This is a genomic window from Streptomyces sp. HUAS MS02 (genome assembly GCF_055702265.1).
Genome location: NZ_CM146747.1, coordinates 169,403 through 189,334 on the forward strand (window position 1 = coordinate 169,403; position 19,932 = coordinate 189,334).

Genomic DNA, 19,932 nt, shown 5'->3' on the forward strand with positions numbered 1-19,932 from the left:
GGTCGTCGGGCTGTTCCGGCAGCCGCTCGGCATCGCGGCCGCCATAGGTCTCGTCGTCACCATGATCGGCGCGGTGGGCTACCACGCCAAGGCCGGCGACTACGCCGATCCCGCCACCCGGAACAACACGCTGCGCCCCGTCGTCTTCCTGCTCCTCGCCGTGGCCGCCGCGGTGACGCTCGGACTGGCCATGTGACCGGACAGCGGGGGTCCACCGAGCCGTTGTCACCGCTCCCCCGCCCGGCGGGCCGGAGTCTTCGCGTCAGACCTGGTCTTCGTCCAGCTCGCGGATGACGCGCTCGGAGATCTCGGCCAGGACCCGCAGCTCGGCCGGCGTCACATGGTCGATGAACAGCTCACGCACCGCCTCGACATGTCGCGGGGCGGCCGCTTCGACGGCGGCCCGGCCGACGTCCGTGATCACCACGTACGCGCCGCGCCCGTCCTCGACGCACTCCTCCCGCACCACCATGCCCCGGCCGGCCATCCGGGCGATGTGGTGGGACATCCGGCTCTTCTCCCACTCCAGCGCCCGCGCCAGGTCCTGGTACCGCTGCCGTCCCTCCGGCGAGTCCGTCAGATGGACGAGCACCGCGAAGTCCGCGGCCGACACGTCGGACTCCGACTGCAGCATGCGTGCCAGGCGTCCGCCGAGCCGCTCGTGCAACCGGACGAAGCCGCGCCACGCGCGCTGCTCCTCTGGCGTGAGCCATCGCGCCGTCTCTCCCATGAACAAAGTGTAGACGTAGTTGACAGGTCACCGAATGCCTGGACTTCTCGACATGAGTACGACAGGCCACCGCCGGGCTCGGCGGTGGCCTGTGCGGTGGTCCGGGGATCCCGGTCGCTAGAAGTTGCCGCGCTTCTCCTGCTCACGCTCGATCGCCTCGAACAGGGCCTGGAAGTTGCCCTTGCCGAAGCCCAGCGAGCCGTGGCGCTCGATGAACTCGAAGAACACGGTGGGCCGGTCGCCGATCGGCTTGGTGAAGATCTGCAGCAGGTAGCCGTCCTCGTCGCGGTCGACGAGGATGCCGCGCGAGGCGAGCTCCTCGATGGGCACGCGGACCTTGCCGATCCGGGCGCGCAGTTCCGGGTCGGTGTAGTAGCTCTCCGGCGTGGCGAGGAACTCGATGCCCTTGGCCCGCAGCACGTCGACGGTCCTGAGGATGTCGTTGGTGGCGAGGGCGAGGTGCTGGGCGCCCGGGCCCCGGTAGAAGTCGAGGTACTCGTCGATCTGCGAGCGCTTCTTCGCGATCGCCGGCTCGTTGAGCGGGAACTTCACCCGGTGGTTGCCGCTGGCGACGACCTTGCTCATCAGTGCCGAGTACTCGGTGGCGATGTCGTCGCCGATGAACTCGGCCATGTTGGTGAAGCCCATGACGCGGTTGTAGAAGTCGACCCACTCGTCCATGTGTCCGAGTTCGACGTTGCCCACGACGTGGTCGAGGGCCTGGAAGATGCGCTTGGGCTCGTTGTCGGGCTTCACGTAGCCCGAGGTCCGGGCCACGTATCCGGGCAGATACGGGCCGCTGTAGCGGGAGCGGTCCACCAGGGTGTGGCGGGTCTCGCCGTACGTGGCGATGGCCGCCGTACGGACGGTGCCGTGCTCGTCGGTGCTGTCGCGCGGCTCCTCCAGCACGGTCGCGCCCTGCGCGCGGGCGTGCTCGACGCACTGGTCGACGTCGGGCACTTCGAGGGCGATGTCGATCACGCCGTCACCGTGGCGGCGGTGGTGGTCCAGCAGTGGGCTGTCCGGGTCGACACCGCCCTTGAGCACGAACCGGATCGCTCCGGAGCGGAGCACGAACGCGTGGTGGTCGCGGTTGCCGGTCTCCGGGCCGGAGTAGGCGACCAGCTCCATCCCGAAGACCGTCTGGAAGTACGACGCCGCCTGCGTGGCGTTGCCCACCGCCCAGACCACCGCGTCCCACCCGGTCACCGGGAAGGGATCGCCCTGGGCGTCGTACTCCACGAGCCCGACCAGCTGCTTGAGCTGCTGGAGGTCGAGCTCCGCCAACCGCTCCTGGCTCGTGAGGGTCTGTTCGATGCTCATGCGTCATCCCTTTCGGTGTGCCTGCTTCCGGCGCGTGGCGGTAGAACACACCCAGCCCTCGGGCCTGCACAAGAGTCACCTTCCGGGCTGCTCAAGCTGCTCAGTTTGCCTCCCTCCTCCGGGCTTCATCTATACAATCTGCCCAGCCGGGAGAGGGTGCGGGATCAGGCGTTGCCGAGCGACGCCAGCCGGTCGGCCGCCTCCTTCACCCGTGCGGCGACCGGTTCGATGTCGAACGTGTGCATGGCCACCACCCCGACCGAGGCGCCCGCCGCACCCGCGACCTCGAAGCCCGCCGCGATCCCGGTGGCACCCTGCTGAAGCTGCCCCGAGGTGACGCTGTAGCCCTGTTCCCGAGCCAGCGCGACCTCGTCGGCCTCGCCCGGCACAGGCGGCTGGAGCGCGAGGATGGCGACACCGTTCGCCCCCCTGTCCAGCGGATGGCGCACGCCGATGCGGTAGCCCACCTGGACGGGACCGTGCTGGACGGTCGGCTGCGCACCCGCGACCGGAACGCATTCCCGCGCGCCGTGCGCCACCGTCAGGAAGGCGGAGGTCCCGGTGGCGTCGGCGAGTTCCTGCAGCACCGGCTGGGCCGCCAGGACCAGTTGATGCTGGAACCGTCCCGCCAGCGTCGCGGCACCGGCGCCGAGCCGCACCCGCTTGCCCTGCCGGGAGACCAGGCCGTGCTCCTCCAGCGTTCGCACGATCCGGTACGCGATGGCCCGGTCGATCTCCAGCCGCGCCGCCAGGTCCGCCACGGTCAGCCCCTCGGACGTCAGGGAGACCAGCTCCAGAGCCCGAAGCCCACGGTCCAGACCTTGCAGGGTGGCCATCAACACCTCCGAGAAAACCGACAGCGCTTCTTCGGGCGCCACGTTAGGGCACGTCAGACGGGCGAGTGGTGCCCAGGATCCCGAGCGGCACCTTGACTGGGCCGTCGCCCCAGACCTAACGTCAAGTCGTCGCTTCCAACGCACAAAAATGTGCGCTGAGCGCGCAAGGGAGAGAGACGTGCCGTACTACCACCGGGCGGGCGCGGTTCCGCCGAAGCGTCACACCCAGCACCGGGACCCGGACGGGAACCTCTACTACGAGGAGCTGATGGGCGAGGAGGGGTTCTCCTCGGACTCCTCGCTGCTCTACCACCGGCACATCCCCTCGGCGGTGCGGGCGTTCCGGGTGTGGGACCTCGGCGACCAGTCCCTGACCCCCAACCACCCCCTGGTGCCCCGTCATCTCTCCACACACAAGCTGTTCACCGACGGCGGGCCCGGCGTCGACGCGGTGACCGGCCGCAGACTGCTGCTGGGCAACGAGGACGTGCGGCTGGCGTACGTCGTGGCCGACACCATCAGCCCGTACTACCGCAACGCGATCGGCGACGAGTGCCTCTACGTCGAGGACGGGCGCGCACGCGTGGAGACGGTCTTCGGTGACCTGGAGGTCGGCGACGGGGACTATGTGATCGTCCCGCGGGCGACGACGTACCGGATCGTCCCGGACGGCGACGGGGCCGTACGGATCTACGCGATCGAGGCCAACTCCCATCTGGGGCCGGCCCGGCGCTATCTGTCCAAGCACGGTCAGCTCCTGGAACACGCGCCCTACTGCGAGCGCGACTTCCGCCTCCCGGACGGCCCGAAGTCCGTCGAGGGCGAGAACGTCGAGGTGTACATCAAGCACCGGGGGCCGGGCGGCGTCGTGGGGACCGTGCACACGCTGCCGAACCACCCTTTCGACGTCGTCGGCTGGGACGGCTGTCTCTACCCGTACGTGTTCAACATCCGTGACTTCGAGCCCCTCACCGGACGGGTTCACCAACCGCCGCCGGCCCACCAGGTCTTCGAGGGCCACAACTTCGTGATCTGCAACTTCGTACCGCGCAAGGTGGACTACCACCCGCTGTCCGTCCCGGTGCCGTACTACCACTCCAACGTCGACTCCGACGAGGTGATGTTCTACTGCGGCGGGGACTACGAGGCCCGCAAGGGCTCCGGGATCGGACAGGGCTCGATCTCCCTGCATCCGGGCGGCCACCCCCACGGTCCCCAGCCGGGCGCGACGGAGCGGTCGATCGGGGCGGAGTTCTTCGACGAACTCGCGGTCATGGTCGACACCTTCCGTCCCCTCCAGCTCGGTGAGGCCGCCCGCGCAACCGACGACGGGAGCTACGTCTACTCCTGGGAGCAGAACCGATGAGCGCCTCGCCGACACCGGGGATCCCCCCGGTGCTCGCCGGTCTGTTCGACGACGCGGCGGTCTTCCCACCCGGCAGCCTGCCCGTCGAGGAGGCCGTCCCGGCCCACGTGGCGCACACCCGGGGCGCCCACGCGGGACTGGTCGGGGCGTTCGTGCTGGCCGCCAAGGACATCGACCGGCTCGCCGAGCCGACCAGGGGCCTCGCCGCGGGGTCGTTCGACCTCTCGGTGACCGTGCCCCTGCCGGGTGTCCGCGAGGCGCTCGCCGCCGCGCACCGGATCCCGGCCGTGCGGCTGGTCGGGCTGGAGGTCGCCGTCCCGGACGGAGTCGCCGCCGACAGGGTCGTTCCCGCCCTGGCCGAGGCGATCGACGACGACACCACGCTCACCGTCTATGTCGAGGTGCCGCGCGACGCCCGGCGCGAGGCACTGCTCGCCGCCCTCGCCGGCACGCCCTACCTGGCCAAGTTCCGGACCGGAGGCGTACGCGCCGACCTCTACCCCGACGAGCGTGAACTCGCGGCGGCCGTCCTGGCCGCGGTGCGGGCCGGGGTGGCGTTCAAGGCGACCGCGGGGCTGCACCACGCACTGCGCAACACCGACCCCGAGACCGGATTCGAGCAGCACGGGTTCCTCAACCTGCTCCTGGCCACCGACGCCGCTCTGCGCGGCGCCGAGGAGGCGACGCTGGTCGAGCTGCTGTCCGACCGCGACGGCGACCGGGTCGCCGAACGGGTACGCGCCCTGTCGCCCCGGGTCCGTGATCTGTTCCGCTCGTTCGGCACCTGCTCCGTCGCCGAACCCGCCACCGAGGCAGCCGGGTTGGGACTGCTGCCCGCCACGACCGTCGCCGACCTGACCGAGGTGTCCCCATGACCGGCACGACCCTGCCGACCGTCCCGGCCGACTCGCTGTTCGGCCTGACCAACCTGCCGTACGGCGTCTACTCGGTGCCCGGCCGGGCACCGCGCGTCGCGACCCGCTACGGCGACCACGTCATCGATCTGGCCGTGCTGCTCGACGACGACGTCTTCGCCCGGCCGAGCCTCAACGCCTTCATGGCGCAGGGCCACGACCGCTGGGTCGAGGTCCGGGCCGGGATCGCCGAGCGGCTCAGTGGCGCCATCCCCGAGGAAGCGGTCCACGACCTGGGCGCGGTCACCCTGCACCTGCCGTTCGAGGTCGCCGACTACGTCGACTTCTACGCCTCCGAGCACCACGCCGCGAATCTGGGCCGGCTCTTCCGGCCCGACAACCCGGACCCGTTGCTGCCGAACTGGAAGCACCTGCCTGTCGGTTATCACGGCCGGGCGGCGTCGGTCGTGGTCTCGGGCACCGACATCGTCCGTCCCTCCGGGCAGCGCAAGGGCCCCCAGGACCCGGCGCCGGTCTTCGGGCCCTCGACGCGGCTCGACATCGAGGCCGAGCTCGGCTTCGTCGTCGGCACCGGCAGCGCCATGGGCGATTCCATCGCCGCCGAGGACGCGGAGCGGCACATCTTCGGGGTGGTGCTCTTCAACGACTGGTCCGCGCGCGACATCCAGGCCTGGGAGTACGTCCCGCTCGGCCCCAACCTGGGCAAGTCGTTCGCCTCGACGATCTCGCCCTGGGTGGTGCCGCTGCTCGCCCTGGACGCCGCCCGGGTCCCGGTCCCGCCGCAGGAGCCTGCCGTACTGCCGTATCTGCGGATGGCCCGGCCGTGGGGCCTGGACGTCGACCTGACGGTCGCCTGGAACGGTCAGGTGGTCTCCCGGCCGCCGTACTCCGCGATGTACTGGTCGCCCGCCCAGATGCTGGCGCACCAGACCGTCAACGGCGCTCCCTCGCGCACCGGTGACCTGTTCGCGTCCGGCACCGTCTCGGGCCCGGAGAAGGAGCAGCGGGGTGCCTTCATCGAACTGACCTGGGGCGGCAAGGAGCCCGTCACGGTCAACGGCCGGCCGCGCACGTTCCTGGAGGACGGCGACGAGGTCGTCCTCGCCGCCACGGCCCCGGGCGCCGACGGAACCCGGATCGGCTTCGGCGAGGCCCGCGGCCGGATCACCGGCGGCAAGCGACGGGAGGCGTGACGAGCAGGACGGTTGCCCCGGCCGCGGAGGCGGTCGCCGAGCCGGTCGCCGACATACTGCGGGCAGTTCGCCGGCCGTCGGCGGGTTCGGACTCTCCGGAACACGGGACCGGCTGGACCCGGCCGGAGATGGCGGCGCGCGCCGCAGGCGAGTGGGGTGCGTTGTCGAGCCGCGGGTCCGGTGGGGGCTGGTCGCGCAGTTCCCCGCGCCCCTGAAAAAGCGGGGCTGCGCCCCTGCTTTCTCGGCCCGAAGAGCAGGGGCGCAGCCCCTGCTCTTCGGGGGCGCGGGGAACTGCGCGAGAAGCCCCACCGGACCCGTACCCGACAACGCACCCCACTCGCGTGCGGCGCGAAATCCGGTCGAGAGTCGGCTCGGATCCCGGCACGACCGCCTCGCGAGCGTGCGCGGAAAGGGGGAATTCCTCGCACGCTTGTCAGGCGAGTGCGCCCTGCGTGTTTCGTGGCGGTGCCGTCTGCGGTGCGCGACCATACGGACGCCGACATCACATTCCTCGGCATGGCGCGCGGAAACACCGAGACAGAAAGAAGGACGACGTGTCCGGCAGCGAAAGCGAAAACCCGGCAATCGCCTCCCCCACCCCCACGCCGACTCGGCCCAGGACGAACCGGGACTGGTGGCCGAATCAGCTGGACCTCCAAGTCCTCCACCAGCACTCGCCCCGCTCGAATCCCCTGGGCGAAGAATTCGACTACGCGGCCGAGTTCGCGGCGCTCGACGTCGACGCGCTGAAGCGGGACGTCTTCGACGTGATGACGGCCTCGCAGGACTGGTGGCCCGCCGACTACGGCCACTACGGGCCGCTCTTCATCCGGATGAGCTGGCACGCGGCGGGCACGTACCGGATCGCCGACGGCCGGGGCGGCGGCGGCAGCGGTGCCCAGCGCTTCGCTCCCCTCAACAGCTGGCCGGACAACGCGAGTCTGGACAAGGCGCGCCGACTGCTGTGGCCGGTGAAGCAGAAGTACGCACAGAAAATCTCCTGGGCGGACCTTCTGGTTTTCGCGGGTAACTGTGCCATGGAATCGATGGGATTCAAGACGTTCGGATTCGGATTCGGGCGAGAGGACATCTGGGAACCCGAGGAGATTTTCTGGGGGCCCGAGGACATCTGGCTCGGGGACGAGCGTTACAGCGGCGACCGGGAACTCGCCGCTCCCTTCGGCGCCGTGCAGATGGGCTTGATCTACGTCAATCCCGAGGGTCCGAACGGCAATCCGGATCCGCTGGCCGCCGCCCGGGACATTCGCGAGACGTTCGCGCGCATGGCGATGAACGACGAGGAGACGGTCGCGCTCATCGTCGGCGGCCACACGTTCGGCAAGTGTCATGGCGCGGTCGATCCCGAGCACATCGGCCCCGAACCCGAGGCGGCACCCATCGAGCAACAGGGTCTCGGCTGGCGCAACCGGTACGGCAGCGGCAAGGGCGCCGACGCGCTCACCAGTGGACTCGAAGGCGCCTGGACCTCCGCGCCGACCCGGTGGGACAACGGGTACCTGGACAACCTGTTCGGCTACGAATGGGAGCTGACGACGAGCCCGGCCGGCGCCAAGCAGTGGACGCCCACGGATCCCGCGGCCCGGGGCACGGTTCCCGACGCCCATGATCCGTCGAGGAGTCACGCCCCCATGATGCTGACGACGGACCTCGCGCTGCGTCTGGATCCGGTCTACGGCCCGATCGCGAAGAGCTTCCACGAGAACCCGGACAGGCTCGCCGACGCCTTCGCCAGGGCGTGGTACAAGCTGCTGCACCGTGACATGGGACCCGTCACGCGCTACCTCGGCCCGTGGGTCCCCGAAGCGCAGCTGTGGCAGGACCCCGTCCCCGAGGTCGACCACGGACTCGTCGCGGACGCGGACATCGCCGCTCTGAAGAGCACGATCCTCGCCTCGGGCCTGTCCCTCTCCCAGCTCGTCACCACCGCCTGGGCGTCCGCGGCGAGCTTCCGCGGCACCGACAAGCGGGGCGGGGCCAACGGGGCGCGGATCCGGCTCGCGCCGCAACGGGACTGGGAGGTCAACCGACTGCCCGAGGTGACCGAGACGTTGCGGCGGCTGGAGGGGATCCGGGAGGACTTCGCCGGCTCACGGTCCGACGGCACCAGGATCTCGCTCGCGGACCTGATCGTCCTCGGCGGCTGCGCGGCCGTCGAGCAGGCCGCGAGGAACGCCGGTCACGACATCACGGTCCCGTTCGCACCGGGGCGTACGGACGCCTCGCAGGAACAGACCGACGTGGAGTCGTTCGCCGTGCTCGAACCCCGGGCCGACGGGTTCCGCAACTACCTCCGGGCGGGAGAGAAGCTGTCGCCGGAGACCCTGCTGCTGGACCGCGCCAACCTGCTCACGCTGACGGCTCCCGAGATGACGGTGCTCGTCGGCGGCATGCGGATGCTGAACACCGGCTTCGGGGGCTCCCGGCACGGTGCCTTCACGGACCGGCCGGAGGCACTGACCAACGACTTCTTCGTCAACCTGCTGGACATGGGCACGGAGTGGAAGGCGTCGACCTCGGACGAGAACGTGTTCGAGGGCCGGGACAGCGCCACGGGCGAACTCAAGTGGACCGCCACCGCGGTCGACCTGGTCTTCGGCTCGCACTCCCAGCTCCGAGCCGTCTCGGAGGTCTACGCGGCGCGGGACGCGGGGCAGAAGTTCGTGCGTGACTTCGTGGCCGCGTGGGACAAGGTGATGAACCTCGACCGGTTCGACCTGGTCTGAACGGTGGTGGGCACGTGCGCCGCGTCCACGGCACGCGTGCCCACCGGGAAGCACAGGCACGCCTCGACCGGAGCCGTCGTCAGTTCTCCTGGAGCAGTCACTTCTCCTGGAGCACGGAGAGGACGTTCCCGGCCGGGTCGGTGAACCAGGCGATCGCCGCGGGGCCGCCGTCGCCGGTCCGGACGATGCCCTTGTCGTCGTGGTCGAACTCGGGATAGCGCTCGAACGTCACGCCGCGCCGCCCCAGTTCGTCGACGGCGGCCTCGATGTCGTCCACGGGGAAGTTGAGCAGCGTGAACGTCGCGGGGGTGTGCGTCTCCTTCGGGTAGACGAAGACCCGCGCGCCGCTGCCGAGTGTGAGGGTCAGCATCCGCATGTCCCCCTGCCCGGACTCCTCCACCCGCAGCCCGAGGGTCTCGCCGTAGAACCGGCGGGCCTCGCCGAGGTCGTCCACCGCGAAGCCACTGAACGCCTGTGTCTGTCCGAACATGCCGTCTGTCTCCTTCACGCGTGAGTCGTCCCGAGACCGTCAGGGCACACCACGCGCGCCACGGCCGACGGCACGCCACGCGGTCGACGTCCGGATGGTCGCCTGCCTTCACCCGCACGAAGCGGCGGCCGACCGCACAAGGCCACAGCCTCCGCTTACGCAACACGAGTGAATCAGCCGACTTCACCGCTCGGTGCCGGAGTGCGTTCCGTACGGTCTGTGTCGGGATCCGGCGGCCTTGGGGAGGGTGGATGACGCTGTCCCTCGGACCGGCCGTCGGCTGCTTGGTGCTGACGCTCTCTCTCCTGCTCCGCGCCGGGGGCACACGGGGACGGGTGCGTACCCGGCTGCTCCTGGTGGCGGGTTCCGCCACCGCCGGCGCCGTCTACCGGGCCTCCCTCGTCGCGCTGTCGACCGACCCGCGGCCGGCACCGGGCGCGGCGGGGTGGGTCGGTCTGGCGGTGGTCGCCGGGGTGACGGTCACGGTGGGGTTGGGGCTGGCCGGTCTGGTGGTCGCGGCCGATGCCGGTACGGGGTGGCGGGCGTGGCTGCGGCGCCTGCTCGACGGGGCCGTCATGGCCGGGGCCGTCTTCATGGCGGGATGGGTGCTCCTGGGCAGGGCCGGTGACGGCTGGCGGCCGGAGACGGGGATGCTCGGCGTCCTGTGGACCTCGGAAGTGGTGTTCTTCGGTTTTCTGCTCGCTCTGCGACGCCTCGTACGGGGCGACCAGCAGGCCACCTTGTGGACGGCGATCGTCGGGGTGTTCCTCATGCTGGTCGGCGACACCCTGCGCCTGTCGCGGGTGGGCGCGGCGGGCCCCGAGGCGATGTCCTCGCACGTGGCCGACGTCTGCGGCACCGCGGGACTGCTGATCGTCGCCGTCAGCCCCTGGGTGCCCGGCGGGGCCAGTGTCCTGGGCGCCGGTCGGCCGATGCTCCGATCGGGGATGGAGGGAGCCGCGGCGTTCATCCCCCTGATCGTCTGCACGGTCTCGGCGCTGGGTTACGCGCTGGCGCCGACGGCCGTCGACCCCGTGCCGCTGTGGGTCGGCGGAATGGCGCTGCTCGGCCTCTGGGCCCGCCAGGTCTGCCTGCCGAGCAAGTCGACGGGCAGGGACGACTGAGCGGTGCGGTGGGGACCCGTGTCCCGGACGACGTACCGGCCGGGACACGTCTCGCACGGCGTGGGTTCAGCGGGACGTGCCGGCCATCTCCGGGACCGGCGCGTCGAGGGCGTCGAGGCCGCGCAGGATGTCCTCCACCCGCTGCTTGGCGTCCCCGAAGAGCATCTGTGTGTTCTCGCGGAAGAACAGCGGGTTCTGCACGCCCGCGTAGCCGACCGCCATGGACCGCTTGAAGACCACCACTTGGGCCGCCTCCCACACGTGCAGCACGGGCATGCCGGCGATGGGGCTGGCCGGGTTGTCGATGGCGGCCGGGTTGACGGTGTCGTTGGCGCCGATGACGAGGACGACCGAGGTGGCGGGGAAGTCGTCGTTGATCTCGTCCATCTCGAGGACGATGTCGTAGGGGACGTTGGCCTCGGCGAGCAGCACGTTCATGTGTCCGGGCAGCCGTCCGGCGACGGGGTGGATGCCGAAGCGCACCTCCACGCCCCGCTCGCGCAGTTTGCGCGCCAGCTCGGCCACCGGGTACTGGGCCTGTGCGACCGCCATGCCGTAGCCGGGCGCGATGATCACCGAGGAGGCGTCGCGCAGCAGCTGTGCGGTCTCCTCGGCGTCGATCTCCCGGTGCTCGCCCTGCTCGCCCTCGTCGTCCGCCGCCGGGGTGCCGAAGCCGCCCGCGATCACCGAGATGAAGGAGCGGTTCATCGCCTTGCACATGATGTACGAGAGGTAGGCGCCGGAGGAGCCGACGAGTGCGCCGGTGACGATGAGCAGGTTGTTGGCGAGGAGGAAGCCGGAGGCCGCCGCGGCCCAGCCGGAGTAACTGTTGAGCATGGAGACGACCACCGGCATGTCACCGCCGCCGATGGAGGCGACCAGATGCGCGCCGAGGGCGAGCGCGATCACGGTGACGGCGATGAGCAGGCCGATGTTCGGGCGGGCCACGAAGGCGACGGTGAGCACGACGAAGGCGACGAGGGCGCTGACGTTGAGAAGGTGCTTGCCGGGAAGGGTGAGGGGGCGGGAGTCGATGCGCGCCGAGAGCTTCAGGTACGCGACGACGGAGCCGGTGAAGGTGACGGCGCCGATGAACACGCCGATGAACACCTCGGCGTGGTGGATGCCGAGCAGCGAACCGGTGAGTTGGGCGTCGACGCCGAGGTAGCCGTTCCAGCCGACGAACGCGGCGGCGAGACCGACGAGGCTGTGCATGATGGCGATCAGTTCGGGCATGCCGGTCATCTCGACGACCCGGGCGCGCCACAGGCCGATGCCGGCGCCGAGGGCCGTGGCGACGGCGATCAGCACGAGTCCGGTGACCGTGATGCTGCGGGAGGCGAGCCCGACGGTGGCTGCCAGGGCGATGACCATGCCCGCGATGCCCCAGACGACTCCCGAGCGGGACGTCCGGTGCTGGGAGAGCCCCGCGAGGCTGAGGATGAACAGCAGCGCGGCGACGACGTAGGCGGCCTCTGCGGCCGTGACGGTGGTCATCCCTGATCAGCCCTTCGAGAACATGCCGAGCATGCGGCGGGTGACGGCGAATCCGCCGAAGATGTTGATGCTCGCCAGCAGGATCGCGGCGAACGACAGCACGGTGACGGCGGTGTTCCCCTGCCCGATCTGCAGCAGCGCGCCGACCACGACGATCCCGGAGATGGCGTTGGTGACCGACATCAGCGGGGTGTGCAGCGCGTGGTGCACCTGGCCGATGACGTAGAAGCCGATGACGATGGCCAGCACGAACACCGTGAAGTGGCCGATGAGTTCGCTCGGCGAGAAGGCGGTCACCAGGAACAGGGCGAGTGCTCCGGCGCCGACGAGGGCGTAGGCGGAGCGGGCCGGGCGTGCGGGCTTCGCCGCCGCTCCGGTGGGGGACGGCGTCGCGGGTTCCGGGGCCGCGTCGGGGGCCGGCGCGGCGGACACCCGCACCGGGGGCGGGGGCCAGGTCTTCTCGCCGTCGCGGACCACGGTCATGGAGCGCTGCACGACGTCGTCGAGGTCGAGGACGAGCCGGCCGTCCTTGCCGGGGGTGAGCAGCTTCATCAGGTTGACGAGGTTGGTGCCGTAAAGCTGTGAGGCCTGGGCGGGGAGCCTGCCGGGCAGGTCGGTGTAGCCGATGATCGTGACGTCGTTGTCGGTGACGACGGCCTTGCCGGCGACCGTGCCCTCGACGTTGCCGCCCTGTGCGGCGGCCATGTCGACGATGACGCTGCCGGGCTTCATGCGCGCGACGTCGGCGGCGGTGATGAGCCTCGGTGCCGGACGGCCGGGGATGAGCGCGGTGGTGATGATGATGTCGACGTCGGCCGCCTGCTCGGCGTACAGCCGCTCGGCGAGCCGGTTGTAGTCCTCCGAGGTCGCCTTGGCGTAGCCGTCGGTGCTGACGTCCTGCGCGGCGGCGACGGTGAGGAACTCGCCGCCCAGGGAGCGGACCTGCTCGGCGACCTCGGGCCGGGGGTCGGTGGCGCGGACGACGGCGCCGAGGCTGCGGGCCGCGCCGATCGCCGCGAGTCCGGCGACCCCGGCACCGGCCACCAGGACCTTCGCGGGTGGCACCTTGCCGGCGGCGGTCACCTGACCGGTGAAGAAGCGACCGAAGGCGTGCGCGGCCTCGACGACGGCCCGGTATCCGGCGATGTTCGCCATCGAGCTGAGGACGTCCAGTGACTGGGCCCGGGAGATGCGGGGCACGGCGTCCATCGCGAGGACGGTGACAGGTCGCCGGGCCAGTTCGTCGACCAGGTCCGGGTTGTGTGCCGGGCCGATGAGCGCGATCAGCGTCGCCCCGTCGCGCAGTCGGCCGATCTCCTCGGTGGAGGGGCCGTTGACCTTGAGCACGATCTCCGCCGCCCACGGGTCACCGAGCCGGGCGCCGGCCTCCTCGTAGGCCGCGTCGGAGAAGCGGGACGACTCACCCGCCCCCGGCTCGACCACCACGTCGTACCCGAGCGCGACGAGTCTGCCCACGGTGACCGGCGTGGCCGCCACCCTGGTCTCCCCCGCGGTGGACTCGGCCGGGACGCCGATGCTCTGGGGTTCGGGTTCCGCTCGGACCATCCTCTGTCTCTCTTCCCTGCGATGGCTGTTCCCTGGTTGACCCACTTGTTGACCCATGCCCCATGAGTACGAGGTGGATACGGGGGCGGTGCACCCAATCGCCGGTCGAGTGGCCGAGGTTGCCGCCGGTCGGGCCACGCCGTCGGCTCACCTGTCCCAGATCTTGCGGTAGGCCTGGCGGTAGCCCTCGGAGTCCCAGGACAGGGCGCCGCCGCTGTTGTCCGCGGTGGTGATGTGGACGGGGGCGACATAGCCGCTGGCCGGCTCGCCGGCGAAGGCGCGGTTGAACTCGTCGACGATCTGCCAGCCCTGTTCGGACAGGGGTTCGGGGACAGTGGCGGCCTGGTACCGCTTGCCGTTGATCCGCTCGAAGGCCGACGGGTCACCGTCACCGGCACCGATGTTGAACGGGGTGCCGTCCCCCTTGTGACCGGCGGCGCGCAGCGCGGGTGCCGCGTGGTCGAAGTAGAGGTCGTTGATGGCGGCGGAGTAGGTCCATCTGTCTCCGAAGCGGGATTGCAGGGAGGCGACCTTGTCGACGGTGCGGGTGTTGGCCTCCGGGATGGGGATCTTTTCGAGGCTCAGCAGCTCCACGTCGGAGCAGGCGGCGAGTCTCTTCCTGATCAGATCGGACTTTCGCTTCGCGAACGGTATGGACGCGTCGGTGAACAGCACCACGCCGGCGTGGCCTTCCGAGCGGGCGATGATCCAGTCGGCGCTGATCTCCGCGACCTCCTCGACCTTGGTGGTGACGTTGGTGAAGAGCTCCGGGTCCGTGCTGGGGCCGGGGGCCGGCGTGGCGTGCCAGCCGATGAGCGGGATGCCCGCCGCGCCCGCCCGTTCCGCCTGATCGGCCGCCGCGGCGGGGTCGAACCCTCCGATGACGATGCCGGAGGGCCTGAGAGCGAGCGCCTCGGCGAAGGCGCTCTTGATCCCGGCGGGTGTGCCCTGGCCGTCGAAGGTGCGGACGTCCCAGCCGATGACCTCGGCCGCTTCCTGGACGCCCTTGGCGACGCCGGAGACACCGGGGTTGGTCATGGTCTGGGCGACATAGGCGATGGTCTTGCCGGGGACGGCGTCGGGTCCTCTGGTGGGGCCACCCCAGGGGGCGTTGATGTCCTCGGCGGCTTTGACGGCCTGTTGTGCCTCGGCGAGGACGGCCGGGCAACCCGGCTCCCGCGCACCGACGGTGGACGCCTCGGTGGTCGAGCCGCTGGTACAGCCGGCGGCGGCCACGACCAGAAACGTCACGGCTGCCGCGGTCGCTTTGCGGGTGGGAAGCACAGGGTCTCCTCAACTGGACATGAGGGCAAGGGTGGCGTGGGGGGGGGAGAACGATCCGGCAGACGGCCGGCGCGGTGGGAATGTAGCAGGCTTCCTCACCAGGCCCTCCGCGACGGCGATACCGCTCAGTAGGCACGAGCGAACAATTCGTAATCAATTCTTGATTACACACAGGCTCACGACGATCACACAGGCGATAGTCTCCGACCGTCCCGATCCGGACACATGACGTGATCCCGTCGTTCATGCCACCTGCCCGATCGCGCGAGCCCGGCGACACCGTGCGAGCGTCGGGCTCCCGCCCGGTGTCGCCGGTCCTCCGGCAGCACACCGCGGACGTCACCCACCCGAACACCGAAGGAGGCCAGCGTGCCCGCGAACGCAGTGGAGCCGCCGCCCGGACGCCGGGACCCGACTCCTCCGTTGCGCAGGAAGGCGGGAGCGTTTCTCGTCCGGTGGCCGTTTCGGCGGAAACTCAACGTCCTCGTCGTCGCGCCCATCGCCGTGGTCGGCGCGCTGCTCGCCGTCGGCGTCGCCGACCAGGTGGAGCAGGCCCGTGACGCCGACCGGGTCGCCGAACTCGTCCGCGACAGCGAGCAGGTCGCCACGCTGATCAACGACGTACAGGCCGAACACCGGCTGGCACTGCTGCTGTCCGTGCAGTACGAGGCGACCGGCCCCGGGGCCGCCCGGCCGTCCACCACCGCCTACCGCGAGGCGCAGCAGGCCACGGACGCCCAAGTCGCCTCCGTACGGACCGCGTTCGGGTCGAGCCTGCCGGACGAGGAGAAGCAGGCCCTCGAATACATCACCGGTCTGGACGTCCTGCGCGAGAAGCTCGGCCGGGACTACGTGCCCGCGGCCAACATCGACCCCGCCTACGCGGCAGCCGTCGGCTACCTGATCGACGGCATCGGACTCGACCGCTTCTCCACGACCTCGACGTCCCCGGTCACCAATCTGCTGGACGCGATCCTGCGCGCCGACGCCGCCCACGCGGCGTTCGAGAGCGCCGTGTTCTCCGCCCAGACACCCGACGCGAACGCCCTCACCGAGTACACCCGCGCGGCCGGTGCCCACGAGCTGTACACCCACCAGGCGGACCGTTTCAGCCGGATCGCCGCGCCGTCGCAGGTCCTGAGCATGGCCGGCATCGAACGCAGCGCCGAACAGAACGACATCACCTCCCAGTTCGCGGAACTCCAGATCGAACCGAGCGCCCTGCAGACACAGACCACGCGGGAACTGCGCGAGAAGATCACCACCGGCGAACGGCAGGCCGAGACCCGCCTCGGCATCACCCGGACCCTGATCGAGCAGACCGCCGCACGGGCCGACTCCGCCGCCGCGAGCGCCCGCTACAGGGCGTGGCTCATGCTCGGTGCGGCACTGCTCGGCTTCGCCGCGTGGCTGGCGTTCTGCGTCCTGGTACGGCGTTCGGTCATCCGTCCCCTCACCGCCCTGACCGGGGCGGCCCAGGAGGTGGTGGAGGCAGCCGACGAGGAACTCGCCCGGGTCGCGGACGATGAACTGGCCGAGAGCACCCCGTTCAGCCCTCGGGCGATACAGGTCCCGGTGCGCGACGAGATAGGCCAGCTGGCGGAGGCGTTCAACCAGGTGCAGGTCACCGCCGCCGCGCTGCTGGAGCGGCAGGTGCTCAGCCGCCGCAACATCGCCGAGATGTTCGGCAACGTCGGGCGCAGGGTCAGCAATCTGACCACACGTCAACTGCTGCTGATCGATGCCGTCGAACGCGAGGAGACCGACCCCGACCTCCTCGACCGGCTCTACCGCATCGACCACATCGCCGTACGCCTCCAGCGCAACGCCGACAGCCTGATGCTGCTCGCCGGGATCCGGGAGGCGGACGTCGAGGCCCGGCCGACCACCCTGGCCGACGCCATACGCTCCGGCCTCGGCCGCATCGAGGGGTACCGGCGGGTGTCCCTGCGCTCGGAGACGGACGTCACCGTGGGGCCCGACATCATCGCCGACCTGACGCTGTTGCTCGCCGAACTGATGGAGAACGCGGTCTCCTTCTCCCCGTCCGACACCCCCGTCGAGGTGGTGGTCCGACCCGGCACCGACGTCACCCAGGACGGCGGGGCGCTGATCGAGGTCATCGACCACGGCCTCGGGATGAGCGCGGAACGCCTCGCCGAGGAGAACGCCCGCCTCGTCCGCCGTGAACGCCTCGATCTGGTTCCGACCAAGGTGCTCGGTCTCTTCGTGGTGGGCAGCCTCGCCCGCCGCCTGGGGCTCCGGGTGACCCTGGGCCGGACTCCGGGCGGCGGTGTCACGAGCACGGTCTGGATACCGCCCACCGTCCTGCTGGCGATGAGCCCACTGGACGTCGCACCGGCTCCCGCCGGCACGGCGGAGGCCATGGCGACGTCCACGGCGACGTCCAGGGCGGCGGCCGAACCCCGGACCGAGCGCAAAGCGGTCGCGGCCGTACCCGCCGCCAGCACCGCTCCCGAACGGCGCCCGATCGTCAGGTCCTCGCAGGGTGACCTGCCCCGACGCATTCCTGCCCGCTCACCCACGGGAGCGGCCGACACCTCCGGCGACGCTCACCCGGCCGCGACAACCCGCCCGCTGCGGCGCCGTGTTCGCGGTGCGACCCTCGCCGCGGCCACCCTCCCCACCGAGCGGAGCAGTGCGGCGGCCCGCAGGCCCGCCGACGCCGACGCCGTCCGCGCCGAGCTGGACGAGTTCGAGGACGCCGTACGCCGAGCCGAGCAGGACAGCGCCGCATCCCCGCACACACCCGGCACCACCGCGACACCGGAAAACACAGAAGGCCAGAAGGAGACGGGCAGTGACCACGTCGACAGATGACAGCACCTCAGAACCGCCGAAGGCCACGGACCTGCGCACCGCGGCGGCCGACTTCACCTGGCTGCTCGACCGCTTCGCCACGGAGACCGCCGGCGTGGTCGATGCCATCGCCGTGTCCTCCGACGGGCTGCTGATCGCTGTCTCCGAACTGCGCGACAGGGACGACTCCGAACGGCTCGCCGCGATCGTGTCCGGCATCACCAGCCTGGCCGCGGGAGTCTCCGGCAACTACGCGCTGGGCGGCCTCAACAAGGTCATCATCGACCTGGAAGGCGGCCACGTCCTCGTCTCCGCCATCGGCAACGGCGCCGTGCTCGGCGTCGTCGCCTCCAAGGAGGCGAAACTCGGCAACATCGCCTACGAGATGACCCTCTTCGCCAACCGCGCCGGTGCCGCGCTCACCCCCCAACTGGTGATGGAGCTGAAGAACAACGTCGGCTCCGCGGCAGCCGGCTGAAACGCTCCGCGAGCAGGAGGTCGCCATGGCCGTCGGTGGGCAAGAACCACACGACACAGGTGGGCGGGAACCACACGGGACAGCGGAGGACACGCGAAGCGGCCCGCCGGAACGCGTCGACGGGCGGGACCCCGTCGACGGACCGGAACCGGTCGACGGGCCGGAACCGGTCGGCCGCGCCCCCGCGGTCCGACCGTTCCTGCTGACCGCAGGCCGGGTCTCGGGAGCGGACACAGCGGCACCCCTCCCGATCGAGACCCAGATCGTGTCGACGTCCGCCGGACTCTCCGTGCTCGGCGCGCTCGCCTTCGAACGCCACGACATCGTCGCCGCGTGCCGACGGCCGCAGTCGGTCGCGGAACTGGCCGCCCGCCTGCGACTGCACCTCAACGTGGTCCGGGTGCTCGCCGAGGATCTCTGCGCCGCGGGCCACCTGGCGGTCCACGTGCCGCACGCCAGGATCGCCCAGGACATCTCCGTACTGCGAAGGGTCATCAATGGTCTCCGTGCCGTTCCCGACTCACGGGGCACACTCCGTGACAGCGGCTGAACAGCCGCAGCAGCCGCCGCCGCTGCCGGTCAAGCTGGTCATCGCCGGCGGCTTCGGGGTCGGCAAGACCACCACCGTGGGGTCGATCTCCGAGATACGGCCCCTCACCACGGAGGCCGCCATCACCGAGGTCGCCGCAGGGGTCGACGACCTCACCCACACGCCCGACAAGACGACCACCACCGTCGCCATGGACTTCGGCTGCATCACCATCGACCCGACCCTGAAGCTGTACCTGTTCGGCACACCGGGCCAGGACCGCTTCGGCTTCATGTGGGACGACATCGTCGAGGGCGCTCTCGGCGCCCTGGTCATCGTCGACACCCGCCGCCTCGACGACTGCTATGCCGCCGTCGACTACTTCGAGCACAGGGGCATCCCCTTCGCCGTCGCCGTCAACGCCTTCGACGGCGAGATCGAGCACGGCCTGGACGACGTGAGATGGGCCCTGGACATCGCCGAACACGTCCCCCTGACAGTCTTCGACGCGCGCAGGACCGGCTCCGTCCGAGACGCCCTCCTCGTCGTACTCGACGTCGCCCTCTCCCGCGCCGAAGCAGCCGCGGCGAGGTGACGGTTCGCCCCACGAGGAACCGGCTCCGCGCTCGGAAGACCCGAGATCTCGGAGTCGACGAACTCGCCGCCACCCAGGCTGCTCGCGGCCGGCGCGTTCGGTCCGGGCCGAGCCACCGCGTCTGGACCGGGTGCCGCGCGTACGCCTGCGCGCGCAGGCTCGCGAGACGGGTGCCGAGCCGCGGCGCCCCCTCGGGGACCGCGGCCCGTACCGCGTCGAGGAGGTCGGCGCGGTGCGCGACGTGAGCGGTGGGGCGGCACCACCGCGTGGGTCTGGGCGTGCGGCAGTCGCCTTCGCCGAGCAGTGGTGGAACCACCGCCGACGCTGAGCAGCCGGTCCGCTCGTGGAGGGCGGTCGCGGCGCGAGCCCGTTCGGCCACGTCGACGGCGACGGTGCATCGCCCGGCCCGCGCCGATCGGCACGGCGGTCGCGACTTTAGCAATTGCCAAATTTAGCAATTGATTAGATGCTGTGCCTGCCGA

17 protein-coding genes are annotated in these 19,932 nt (G+C 70.7%); 10 read left to right on the forward strand and 7 right to left on the reverse strand.

Annotated features, from left to right (window positions below; translation table 11 throughout):
• Window positions 1-43: 43 nt before the first annotated feature.
• A complete protein-coding gene (locus tag ACZ9QC_RS00795; protein ID WP_472921975.1) occupies window positions 44-196 on the forward strand; it encodes a hypothetical protein in 153 nt (50 codons plus the stop codon).
• 66 nt (window positions 197-262) lie between these two features.
• Here the strand turns inward: ACZ9QC_RS00795 and ACZ9QC_RS00800 are convergent, their stop codons facing one another.
• From ACZ9QC_RS00800 to ACZ9QC_RS00810, 3 genes are all read right to left on the reverse strand, one after another.
• A complete protein-coding gene (locus ACZ9QC_RS00800) occupies window positions 263-730 on the reverse strand; it encodes a MarR family winged helix-turn-helix transcriptional regulator (protein WP_472918268.1) in 468 nt (155 codons plus the stop codon).
• Between the two features lie 117 nt (window positions 731-847).
• Window positions 848-2,053 carry a 4-hydroxyphenylpyruvate dioxygenase gene (hppD, locus tag ACZ9QC_RS00805; RefSeq protein ID WP_472918269.1) on the reverse strand — a complete coding sequence of 402 codons (1,206 nt, stop codon included), beginning with the start codon at window positions 2,051-2,053 and terminating at the stop codon, window positions 848-850.
• Window positions 2,054-2,217: 164 nt separating this feature from the next.
• Window positions 2,218-2,889, reverse strand: a complete 672-nt coding sequence (locus ACZ9QC_RS00810) for an IclR family transcriptional regulator (protein ID WP_472918270.1) — start codon at window positions 2,887-2,889, stop codon at window positions 2,218-2,220.
• A gap of 178 nt (window positions 2,890-3,067) precedes the next feature.
• Here ACZ9QC_RS00810 and ACZ9QC_RS00815 point away from each other — a divergent pair, with 178 nt between their 5' ends.
• From ACZ9QC_RS00815 to katG, 4 genes are all read left to right on the forward strand, one after another.
• Window positions 3,068-4,255, forward strand: coding sequence for a homogentisate 1,2-dioxygenase (locus ACZ9QC_RS00815; protein WP_472918271.1), 1,188 nt, complete (start codon window positions 3,068-3,070; stop codon window positions 4,253-4,255).
• Window positions 4,252-5,130, forward strand: a complete 879-nt coding sequence (locus ACZ9QC_RS00820; RefSeq protein ID WP_472918272.1) for a hypothetical protein — start codon at window positions 4,252-4,254, stop codon at window positions 5,128-5,130. The genes ACZ9QC_RS00815 and ACZ9QC_RS00820 overlap by 4 nt, the downstream gene beginning before the upstream one ends.
• Window positions 5,127-6,323: a fumarylacetoacetase gene (gene fahA, locus ACZ9QC_RS00825; RefSeq protein ID WP_472918273.1), complete on the forward strand. Its 1,197-nt coding sequence runs from the start codon at window positions 5,127-5,129 to the stop codon at window positions 6,321-6,323. The genes ACZ9QC_RS00820 and fahA overlap by 4 nt, the downstream gene beginning before the upstream one ends.
• 554 nt (window positions 6,324-6,877) lie before the next feature.
• The gene (gene katG / locus ACZ9QC_RS00830) at window positions 6,878-9,067 is read left to right on the forward strand and encodes a catalase/peroxidase HPI (protein ID WP_472918274.1); all 2,190 of its coding nucleotides are present in this window, start codon (window positions 6,878-6,880) and stop codon (window positions 9,065-9,067) included.
• 97 nt (window positions 9,068-9,164) lie between these two features.
• On the opposite strand, the gene ACZ9QC_RS00835 is transcribed toward katG, so the two are convergent.
• Entirely contained in the window at window positions 9,165-9,557 is a 393-nt protein-coding gene (locus tag ACZ9QC_RS00835) for a VOC family protein (protein ID WP_472918275.1), read from the reverse strand.
• A gap of 251 nt (window positions 9,558-9,808) precedes the next feature.
• Here ACZ9QC_RS00835 and ACZ9QC_RS00840 point away from each other — a divergent pair, with 251 nt between their 5' ends.
• Window positions 9,809-10,681, forward strand: a complete 873-nt coding sequence (locus ACZ9QC_RS00840) for a hypothetical protein (RefSeq protein ID WP_472918276.1) — start codon at window positions 9,809-9,811, stop codon at window positions 10,679-10,681.
• 66 nt (window positions 10,682-10,747) lie between these two features.
• Here the strand turns inward: ACZ9QC_RS00840 and pntB are convergent, their stop codons facing one another.
• The 3 genes from pntB to ACZ9QC_RS00855 form a co-directional block, all read right to left on the reverse strand.
• Window positions 10,748-12,178, reverse strand: a complete 1,431-nt coding sequence (gene pntB / locus ACZ9QC_RS00845; RefSeq protein WP_472918277.1) for a Re/Si-specific NAD(P)(+) transhydrogenase subunit beta — start codon at window positions 12,176-12,178, stop codon at window positions 10,748-10,750.
• 6 nt (window positions 12,179-12,184) lie between these two features.
• The gene (locus tag ACZ9QC_RS00850; RefSeq protein ID WP_472918278.1) at window positions 12,185-13,744 is read right to left on the reverse strand and encodes a Re/Si-specific NAD(P)(+) transhydrogenase subunit alpha; all 1,560 of its coding nucleotides are present in this window, start codon (window positions 13,742-13,744) and stop codon (window positions 12,185-12,187) included.
• A 147-nt stretch (window positions 13,745-13,891) separates the two neighbouring features.
• Window positions 13,892-15,028 carry a substrate-binding domain-containing protein gene (locus tag ACZ9QC_RS00855; RefSeq protein ID WP_472918279.1) on the reverse strand — a complete coding sequence of 379 codons (1,137 nt, stop codon included), beginning with the start codon at window positions 15,026-15,028 and terminating at the stop codon, window positions 13,892-13,894.
• A 369-nt stretch (window positions 15,029-15,397) separates the two neighbouring features.
• Between ACZ9QC_RS00855 and ACZ9QC_RS00860 the strand changes: the two genes are divergently transcribed.
• From ACZ9QC_RS00860 to ACZ9QC_RS00875, 4 genes are all read left to right on the forward strand, one after another.
• Window positions 15,398-17,869 carry a sensor histidine kinase gene (locus ACZ9QC_RS00860; protein ID WP_472918280.1) on the forward strand — a complete coding sequence of 824 codons (2,472 nt, stop codon included), beginning with the start codon at window positions 15,398-15,400 and terminating at the stop codon, window positions 17,867-17,869.
• Complete coding sequence (locus tag ACZ9QC_RS00865; protein ID WP_472918281.1) at window positions 17,850-18,326, forward strand: roadblock/LC7 domain-containing protein; 477 nt, start codon at window positions 17,850-17,852, stop codon at window positions 18,324-18,326. The genes ACZ9QC_RS00860 and ACZ9QC_RS00865 overlap by 20 nt, the downstream gene beginning before the upstream one ends.
• A 199-nt stretch (window positions 18,327-18,525) precedes the next feature.
• The gene (locus tag ACZ9QC_RS00870) at window positions 18,526-18,876 is read left to right on the forward strand and encodes a DUF742 domain-containing protein (RefSeq protein WP_472921976.1); all 351 of its coding nucleotides are present in this window, start codon (window positions 18,526-18,528) and stop codon (window positions 18,874-18,876) included.
• On the forward strand, window positions 18,824-19,450 hold the full coding sequence (locus ACZ9QC_RS00875; protein WP_472918282.1) for a GTP-binding protein: 627 nt from the start codon (window positions 18,824-18,826) through the stop codon (window positions 19,448-19,450). The genes ACZ9QC_RS00870 and ACZ9QC_RS00875 overlap by 53 nt, the downstream gene beginning before the upstream one ends.
• Window positions 19,451-19,932 lie beyond the last annotated feature (482 nt).